The following is an 8,949-nucleotide window of genomic DNA, read 5'->3' as shown; positions in this document are numbered from 1 at the left end:
AAACCGTCTTTCCGTCCGGTCCCAGGCGGGACCAGAAACCATTCGGTATTAGCACCGGTTTCCCGGAGTTATCCCGATCTGCAGGGCAGGTTGCCCACGTGTTACTCACCCGTCCGCCGCTAAACCAGAAGAGCAAGCTCTTCCGGTTCCGCTCGACTTGCATGTATTAGGCACGCCGCCAGCGTTCGTCCTGAGCCAGGATCAAACTCTCCATTATAGAAGCTTGATTGCTCAATGCTGGCGCTCGCCGTCTTAAAAGACGCGCGAATCGCTTGATCTGGTAAACCTGATCAGTAAGTTGTGCTCCGATTGCCCAAGGGCAACCATCGCAGAAATTTTATTGCCGCGTTCGGAACGCGCCAATAAACTGTTGTTGACGTTTTGCTGTTCAGTTTTCAAGGTTCATGTTTGAGTTGCGTTTCTCAGCAACTTTTTTAGTATACCTTTTTTACGATTCAATGTCAAGCATAAAACTTAATTTTACACTCATTAATTGTTTCGCTTTATCGGCAACTTTATTATAATACCTCTTCCGAATCTCGTTGTCAACACTCTATTCCAGTGTTTTTTTCGAGTCGTTTTAAGGACATTCACTAATATACCAGCGTCTAATATTTAAGTCAACACTTTTAGCGGATTAATTATACTTAGAAACCATCTTTTTTCACACTACTCTTAACACCCTTTAATATCAAACTAAAACTGCATCAACTTGCACTAGCTGCCGCACCTTACTTCTCTAACAAAAAGCAAAAGCCCTCCCATTCACCTCTTGGCGAGGCTGCAGGGTAGGCTTTGATTGTTTATCTTTTTTTAACAGCTGGTTGCGCTGCAGCTTTTCGCGCTGCACGACGCTCCTCTAGTTTTTGCCGATCTTCATCAGATTTAGCGTTATATTTCGGCAAGACTAAAATTTGATACGCATTCACAGATAAAAATGGAAACAGCAATAGTGTGACCCAGCTGTCGATATTTCCGGCTTCTACCATTAAAGCTGGCAGCCATTCCAACGTCGTCACCACGATCATGAAAAACAACGCAGAAATAAACGTGGTTTTGTTTGTCCATTTCGCTTTAAAGTACGCCGTTGTTACTGCTGTTGCAATCAACACAATCAGCAGGACTGCGTAAAGCCATGCTTGGCCAGACGTTTCAGCATTCGGCGCAAAGCGGAAAACGATTAAATCAAAGATAACGACCGCGATAATCAACAGCTGAACCCAATTCCAAAGACGAAGCGTTCGGAACATATTCATCCCAAACTGATGAATCGTTAAATAAGCGAAAAACCCCATTTGCGCGATTAAACTCATCGTCGCCCCAACTACAACCATCCACACAAAGCCTGCTAGAAATTCTCCCCACTGGCCATTTTGGAACGCTTCTGCAAAAACATCATTCCAACGGATAAATAATCCAAGGATTCCCGTTATCAATCCGCCGATCAGTATTGCATTTATAGAAAATTTTACCCAATTTCGTATTGTCACTTGAATGCCTCCGTTACTTGAAGTCCTCTCACAATTGTATCAATCAGCAAGGAAAAAATCCATTAGCCATACACACTAGATGTGAACAAACCATGAAGGTCAGTTTAGAGGCACAATAGAAAACCCGAAAACCAAAACAGGTTTCCGGGTCGCTTGCTCATTTATTTTTGTGCAAATTGTTTCAAAATTTGCTGGGCTATTTCTTCATAGATCTTTCCTGTTGGATGATCAGCGGCATACACAGACGGAGCAAAGTCTTCTTCGTTCCAGTCAGGCTGCCCAAGCGGAATCTGCCCAAGCAAAGGCGCTTGCAATTCTTCTGCCAGCTTCGGTCCACCGCCTTGTCCAAACAAGAATTCTCTTGTCCCGGTTTCTTTGCTTTCGAACCACGCCATATTCTCAATAACGCCAAGAACTTCATGATCGGTTTGAAGAGCCATGGCGCCTGCGCGCGCAGCCACGAATGCGGCTGTTGGATGCGGCGTTGTGATGACGATTTCTTTTGATGACGGAAGCATTTGGTGAATGTCTAGTGCAACGTCTCCTGTTCCTGGCGGCAAATCCAATAGCAAATAATCGAGTTCTCCCCATTCTACATCTCGGAAGAACTGATCCAAAACTTTTCCAAGCATCGGACCGCGCCACACTACTGGCATATTGTCTTCCACAAAAAAGCCCATGGAAATAACTTTTACGCCGAATCGTTCTACAGGAATGATTGTATTGCCACGTACTACAGGCGTTTTATCAATCCCCATCATGTCCGGCACACTGAAGCCATAGATGTCGGCGTCAATCAAGCCAACTTTTTTTCCAAGGCGCGCCAGCGCAACAGCTAAGTTGACTGAAACAGTCGACTTGCCAACGCCGCCTTTGCCGCTTGCAATTGAAATAAATTCAACTTTGTTTAATGGCGACAACAAGTCCTGTGCTTCAGCAGCAGTTGCTTGGCCACGGAATTGAGCCAAAGCTTCCGGAGACAGCTCTTCGAAGCGAATTCCAACAGAAGCTGCTCCCGCTCCTTTTAGCATTTCAACAACTTTCATTTGCAGCTGCATTTGTTCAGGTGTATTCGTTTTCGCGATGGCCAACTTTACACTGACATGATTTTTTTCTTCTTTGATCGAGACAGACGTAATACCATTTGTATCAGTCAGGGATCTATGTAAAAAAGGATCTTGTAATGCTCCAAGCAACTCACGAACTTGCTGTTCATTTATCATAATCGATACACTCCTTAGGTCTTTTGCTCACCGTTCAGTATAACATAGAGTTTTCTATTTTAAATGTATTCAGTCTTCGGGAACAAGGAAAAAACAAAGCCCTCTTCTCCACGGAGAAAAGGGCTTGATTTCTTTGCTTATCTTCCCGTCAGCTCCCGGGTCTTAAGCGCTTGTGCGAGTGTGCTGTAGACTTCGATGTCCTTGAATTGTATACCCAAATGGATAGCTGTTTGCGCAATGTCCGGTCGAATGCCTGACAGTGACGTTCTAACGCCAATCAATTCCAATCCTTTGATCAACTGGAAAATTTGATGGACAACCATGGTGTCAATCACCGGTACTCCCGATAAATCAATGAATAATCTTTCTAGACCATGCTTGGCGCTTTTTTGTAATGTATTCTCGAACATCACCTTCGCACGGTATGTATTAATCTCTCCGATTAAAGGAAGCAGCCCGGTCTTGTTGGCAAGAATGATGACCGGTGAACTTAACTCTATGATCATCTGCTGTTGAGCATTGGATTTCTCTTCAGCTGCCTTTGCGTTCTCATAGCTGAAGCTTAAAACAATTTCACTAATGCCACTTACAATATCACGTTTCCAAGCAGTTACTTCCTCGCAGGAAACATCCTCTTTATAGAGCGATGCATATTCTTCTACAAGATCCAAGTACTGGTCCTGTGTGCGGAAGAATTCGCGGATAATATCTGTTATGGGTGTAGCAAGATGGGCTTCGTCCTGTGCGATTGCCGTAACCCATTCTTGAAAGTCTTCAAAAAACTCTTTCTTTCCTTTGTTAAAGATTGAAGAAAAGTTAACGTGGAAATCGTGGTTTTGCTTTTTAAGTGTCTCAACGACTTTAGGATCACGAGAACCGTAAACTCCACCCTGGCTTTCTCCCAAAGAAGCATACCACTCTTCTGTTAAGTTCCATGTTTTTTCTATAAAGTATTCATACAACTCGACTTTCTTTCCCATTCTTTCTCTCCTCCTGCGGTATACTTCCGGCATCTTTATCAAAATATGGCTTTAAATCAATGAATTCAATAAGCTTCATAAATGCGAACGGCTTGAAAATCCTTCTATTTTTATAGTATAACATCCTTTCTAAATTTGCATTATTGTTAACATAAAGATTCGTTGCAGCTAAAGGCTCATGTTAATCAATTTTGGAGTTTATTTCATTCGCATGTCATTTTTCAGGTTCTGTTCTAAACGACCCGGAAACGTGTTATGCTGTAATCCAACCATGTAGTTACGTAGATTCTTTTCAGCTTTTAATAGCCCCCTTTCCAAAAATAGAAAGGAGAATGCAGTATGTCTTTAGAAAGCATAAAAGAGATTCTAGAAACGGTTTGCTTTTACAACACGGTAAACATCACGCAAACTTTCAGCAAAAACGAACAAGCGCTTTTGACTGTAGTCTGCTTAAAAAACACCTCTACTTTAGAAGTAAAGAACCTTCAAGCACAAACGGTTAATTACTTTGAATCTGTAGAAGAGGCTGCGGTTGCTATTGAAAAAGAAATAGGTGCCTATAACTTAACCTCCTGAAAATCAGGGGGTTTTTATTTTGCTTGTCACTAAATAACCATAAAAAAGCCCTTTTCTCGAAGTGAGAAAAGGGCTTTTGTTGAAAATTAACGTTTTGAGAACTGAGGTGCGCGACGAGCTGAACGAAGACCGTATTTTTTACGTTCTTTCATACGTGGATCGCGTGTCAAAAGACCAGCAGATTTCAAAGCAGGACGGAAAGCAGGATCTACAGTAAGTAGAGCGCGTGCAATTCCGTGGCGTACTGCTCCAGCTTGACCTGTGAAGCCACCGCCTCTTACGTTTACAAGAACATCATAGCTGCCAAGAGTTTCAGTAGCTACTAGTGGTTGTTTGATGATTTGCTCAAGCGTTTCGTATGGAACGTAATCCGATACGTCACGGTTGTTGATTGTAATTGTGCCGTCGCCAGGTACTAGACGTACGCGAGCTGTTGAGTTTTTACGGCGACCTGTACCGATATATTGAACTTGTGCCAAAGGTGTATCCTCCTCTTATTTACTAATATTATCCGCGAAGTTCGTAAACTTCTGGTTGTTGTGCTTGGTGTTTGTGTTCTGGTCCAGCGTAAACGTGCAATTTGCTGAACATTTGGCGACCTAAAGTGTTTTTAGGAAGCATTCCTTTGATAGCCAATTCAAGCATTTTTGTCGGGTATTTAGTGCGCATTTCAAGTGCAGTACGCTGTTTCAACCCGCCGCTGAATTGTGTGTGGCGATAGTAAATTTTGTCTGAAAGTTTTTTACCTGTAAGGTGAATTTTTTCAGCGTTGATAATGATCACGTGATCACCAGTGTCAACGTTTGGTGTGAATGTTGGTTTGTATTTCCCGCGTAGGATTGAAGCGACTTCAGAAGCTAAACGTCCAAGAGTTTGCCCTTCTGCATCGACAACCAACCATTTACGCTCTACTTCGTGACCTTTAGCCATGAATGTTGTACGCATGTATATTGTCCTCCTAATAAATCGTCTCTTTTATAAATCACAGTTCCATGTTCCGTTGTTCCGTTTTTTCGTTATCCCTAACAAATAACCTTCCGGGGCATATCGTGGGGGTAATGAAAATACCATACATCATGTTATAACGCCAGCGCTTGAAAGTCAAGTGTTTTTCTCAAAACACCAGGAAAAGTTGCTTCAGTCGGTATAAGCCACATTTTCCAAGTAGAGCCCATGCGCAGCGGCTGTTTTTCCGGCTGCACTCCGGTCTTCTGCTGCAACGATTGCAGCCATTTCATCTACTGTTCTTCTTCCAAGGCCAATTTCCATCAATGTGCCGGCAATGATTCGGACCATATTGTATAAAAAGCCGGAGCCTTCTATCACCATATCAAGTTCTTCTCCGTGCTCTTCAATATCCAATCGACGGACCGTTCGGACTTTATCGACGACTCCAGTATTTGCAGCGCAAAAACTGGAAAAATCATGCGTGCCTAACACAGCCTCGGCTGCCTGCCTCATCGCTTCCACATTAGGAAGTTGCTTTGTATGCACCATGTAATTCCGCGTGAACGGACTAATGATTTGGCTGCGGTCCCATTTATAGCGATATGTTTTCCCGCTTGTATGATAACGCGCATGAAAAGTTGGATCTGTTTCCTCAATGGCCAAAACCCGGATATCTTCAGGCAATAGTACATTCAAGGCCTTCAGCCAGCCAGAAACAGGAATTGAAAGTGTTGTATCAAAGTGAATGACTTGACCGGTCGCATGCACTCTGGCGTCTGTCCGTCCACTGGCCACAACTTGAACCTCCTGCCCTTTATGAATCGTCTTTAGTACTTTCATTAGCTCCTGCTGCACCGTACGCGAATGCGGCTGAACTTGGTAGCCTGCAAATCCGGAGCCGTCGTAAGCAATCGTAGCTTTCATTCGTTTCATTTCGTCTCTCCTTAAACCCGTAAATACCATAGCATGGCCGCTAAGCCAACGAGGAGCACCAAACTTAACGTATCAACAAATCTCCAGTTCAGCTGCCGATAGCGTGTTCTTCCTGCATCGCCGCGATATCCCCGCACTTCCATCGCCGTCGCTAAGTCCTCTGCGCGTTTAAAAGCACTGACAAACAATGGAATGAGCAAAGGCACGACTGCCTTTACACGATCTTTTATCGGGCCAGATCCAATATCAGACCCTCTCGCCATCTGGGCTTTCATAATTTTTCCCGTTTCATCCATTAAGGTCGGGATGAAGCGCAGAGAAATTGACATCATTAACGCCAATTCATGGACCGGTAATTTCAGCCGTTTGAACGGTCCGAGCAAAACTTCAATTCCGTCAGTAATCGAAATTGGCGAAGTCGTCAGCGTCAAAATGCTCGTGATGAACACTAACACCAAGAAACGGATTGAGATGAATATCCCTTGTCTTAACCCTTCTTCGTAAATCTCCAAAAACCAAAAATTGATAAGCAAATCTCCTTCTCTCGTAAAAAAGATATGCAAAAGAAAAGTAAAAATCACCAATATAATGACGGGTTTCAATCCTGTTATTAAAAAGTAAAGGCGAATCTTGGATAGCGCCACGACCAAGAGCGTAAACGCCAGCAAAACAGCGTAGGTTACTACGCTGTTTGCAATAAAAACAATTGCGATAAACAAAAAAACAAATAGAATTTTGGCCCTCGGGTCCATCCGGTGGACAAATGAGTTCCCGGGAATAAAGCGGCCAAAGATCATTTTTTCCATCATTCCAAATCACGCCCTTTTGGCAACGCCAGCGCAATATTTTTGGCTAGCGCTTCTTCTGTCAATGAAATGCCCTCCAGCACGATACCGGTCTTTTCTTCAAATTTGCGTTGAAGCCGTATAGAACGAGGTGGTTCCAGACGGTAATCCTGAAGCTGCTCTTCATCGGTGAAAATGTCTCTGGGCTCTCCTGTGGCCACACAACGGCCGTTGTGCATGATTGCCACCAAATCGGCATAACGCGCGGCATCTTCCATGCTATGCGTCACCAGAACGGTTGTTAAGCCTCTTTGTATATGCAGCTGATGGAAAAGGTCCATAATTTCGCGGCGGCCTCTTGGATCCAAGCCAGCTGTCGGCTCATCAAGTACCAATACCTCTGGATCCATAGCCAGCACACCAGCTATCGCCACTCTTCGCATTTGGCCGCCTGAGAGATCAAATGGGGACTTGGACAATACTTCTGGAGGCAATCCGAGCTGCTCAACCAACTCATGGGCACGGCGGCTCGCTTCTTCTTCCGGCACGCCATAATTCAGCGGACCGAACATAATATCTTTTAAAACCGTTTCATCAAATAATTGCTGCTCTGGAAATTGAAAAACAATGCCGACTTGGCGGCGTACAGGACGTAAATTTTTCGCCTTTACTCCAGCTTGGAGTTTTCGGTCTCCAATAACTACATGTCCTTCAGTCGGTAATAACAGGGCATTCAAATGTTGCAATACCGTCGATTTGCCTGATCCAGTATGGCCGATAATCGCCGTATAGGATTCTGATGGAATATGCAACGTGACGTCGTGCAGCGCCCTTTTTTCAAAAGGGGTATCTTGTGCGTAGCTGTATCCTACTTCTTGAAGTAAGATGTCCATATCTCTTCCACCAACTCATCTTCTGACATATGTTCTTTCTCAATAGACAAACCAGCTTCTCTCAGCAGATGTGTCATACGCATTGCAAATGGCAAATCGAGGCCAAGTTCCACCAGAGCTTCTCCTGATAAAAAGACCTCTTCTGGCTTGCCTTCTGTATGTTTCTGACCAGCATTCATAACGATTATTCTGTCAGCGAGCGCTGCCTCTTCTAAATCATGCGTAATGGAAATAACGGTTAAGCCTGTTGCTTTCCGGAGTTCCCGTATTGTTTCAATAACCTCTATCCGCCCTTGTGGATCAAGCATGGAAGTCGCTTCATCAAGTATTAATAATCTCGGTTTTAATGCCAAGGCACCTGCTATGGCTACGCGCTGTTTTTGTCCACCTGATAAATGGTGAGGCTCCTGATCCATAAACTCTTCCATCTTAACTTGGCGAAGGGATTCTTTTACCCGCTGCACCATATCAGCGTGGGGTACTCCATTGTTTTCTAAAGCGAAAGCAACGTCATCTTGAACCGTTGCTCCAACAAACTGGTTATCCGGATTTTGAAACACCATTCCCATTTGCGAGCGGATTTGCCACAAACTTTCTTCCGACATGATTTGCCCCATTGCCTCCACCGTACCTTGCTGCGGAAACAACAAGCCATTCATCAATTTGGCAATCGTCGACTTCCCGGAACCGTTATGGCCGACGAGAGCAATCCATTCACCATTGTGAATTGAAAAAGACAAGTTTTGTACAGCTGGGCGCACTGTTTCGTTTTCTGGCGTATATGTAAATGTCACATCTGTAAATGACAAAATAGTCGAATTCATCTCAGCTGACCTCCTCTAACTCCTGCTAAACTCTACTCTACTCGGTACCCTATATGTATGTAAATATAGCAAACCTCAACCTGCAAAGTTTTTAATTAAAGTAGTATAAATAAAAAAAGCGCGCACCTCATTCAGAGAAATGCGCTTTTCTATTTCTATGGCTTCCCCGGTTGCTTAAGCCAGGGTTGAATGAGGTGCGTAGAGCTAGACAAGACGCCGCCTTTCGGCTCGCTCATCATAACGCTCAGCTTTTCATATTGTCGTATAAATCATGATGCTAAAAGAAGAGGGCCTGAA

The 8,949-nt window shown here is 43.9% G+C and carries 10 protein-coding genes and 1 rRNA gene; 1 reads left to right on the top strand and 10 read right to left on the bottom strand.

Annotated elements, in window-relative coordinates:
• The 4 genes from FQV28_RS04160 to FQV28_RS19630 form a co-directional block, all read right to left on the bottom strand.
• Positions 1-217, bottom strand: a 16S ribosomal RNA gene (locus tag FQV28_RS04160); the annotation flags it as partial.
• A 586-nt stretch (positions 218-803) separates the two neighbouring features.
• On the bottom strand, positions 804-1,490 hold the full coding sequence (locus FQV28_RS04155) for a KinB-signaling pathway activation protein (RefSeq protein WP_146494320.1): 687 nt from the start codon (positions 1,488-1,490) through the stop codon (positions 804-806).
• A gap of 161 nt (positions 1,491-1,651) precedes the next feature.
• Positions 1,652-2,713 carry an Mrp/NBP35 family ATP-binding protein gene (locus tag FQV28_RS04150; protein ID WP_146494319.1) on the bottom strand — a complete coding sequence of 354 codons (1,062 nt, stop codon included), beginning with the start codon at positions 2,711-2,713 and terminating at the stop codon, positions 1,652-1,654.
• A gap of 137 nt (positions 2,714-2,850) precedes the next feature.
• Positions 2,851-3,693, bottom strand: a complete 843-nt coding sequence (locus FQV28_RS19630) for an STAS domain-containing protein (RefSeq protein WP_146494318.1) — start codon at positions 3,691-3,693, stop codon at positions 2,851-2,853.
• A 339-nt stretch (positions 3,694-4,032) separates the two neighbouring features.
• On the opposite strand from FQV28_RS19630, the gene FQV28_RS04140 reads away from it, so the two are divergent.
• On the top strand, positions 4,033-4,269 hold the full coding sequence (locus tag FQV28_RS04140; protein WP_146494317.1) for a hypothetical protein: 237 nt from the start codon (positions 4,033-4,035) through the stop codon (positions 4,267-4,269).
• A gap of 86 nt (positions 4,270-4,355) precedes the next feature.
• Here FQV28_RS04140 and rpsI read toward each other — a convergent pair whose 3' ends face one another.
• From rpsI to FQV28_RS04110, 6 genes are all read right to left on the bottom strand, one after another.
• Positions 4,356-4,748 carry a 30S ribosomal protein S9 gene (gene rpsI, locus FQV28_RS04135; RefSeq protein WP_146494316.1) on the bottom strand — a complete coding sequence of 131 codons (393 nt, stop codon included), beginning with the start codon at positions 4,746-4,748 and terminating at the stop codon, positions 4,356-4,358.
• A gap of 28 nt (positions 4,749-4,776) precedes the next feature.
• Positions 4,777-5,214: a 50S ribosomal protein L13 gene (rplM, locus tag FQV28_RS04130; protein WP_146494315.1), complete on the bottom strand. Its 438-nt coding sequence runs from the start codon at positions 5,212-5,214 to the stop codon at positions 4,777-4,779.
• Between the two features lie 192 nt (positions 5,215-5,406).
• Entirely contained in the window at positions 5,407-6,150 is a 744-nt protein-coding gene (truA, locus tag FQV28_RS04125; RefSeq protein WP_146494314.1) for a tRNA pseudouridine(38-40) synthase TruA, read from the bottom strand.
• 11 nt (positions 6,151-6,161) lie between these two features.
• A complete protein-coding gene (locus FQV28_RS04120) occupies positions 6,162-6,959 on the bottom strand; it encodes an energy-coupling factor transporter transmembrane component T family protein (protein ID WP_146494313.1) in 798 nt (265 codons plus the stop codon).
• Positions 6,956-7,828, bottom strand: coding sequence for an energy-coupling factor ABC transporter ATP-binding protein (locus FQV28_RS04115; protein ID WP_146494312.1), 873 nt, complete (start codon positions 7,826-7,828; stop codon positions 6,956-6,958). The genes FQV28_RS04120 and FQV28_RS04115 overlap by 4 nt, the downstream gene beginning before the upstream one ends.
• Complete coding sequence (locus FQV28_RS04110) at positions 7,804-8,652, bottom strand: energy-coupling factor ABC transporter ATP-binding protein (protein ID WP_146494311.1); 849 nt, start codon at positions 8,650-8,652, stop codon at positions 7,804-7,806. The genes FQV28_RS04115 and FQV28_RS04110 overlap by 25 nt, the downstream gene beginning before the upstream one ends.
• Positions 8,653-8,949: the final 297 nt, after the last annotated feature.

The sequence above is a fragment of the Planomicrobium sp. CPCC 101079 genome, from assembly GCF_007859275.1.
In the GTDB taxonomy this organism is placed as follows: Bacteria; Bacillota; Bacilli; order Bacillales_A; family Planococcaceae; genus Planococcus.
This window is presented reverse-complemented; position numbering and strand designations above follow the sequence as displayed.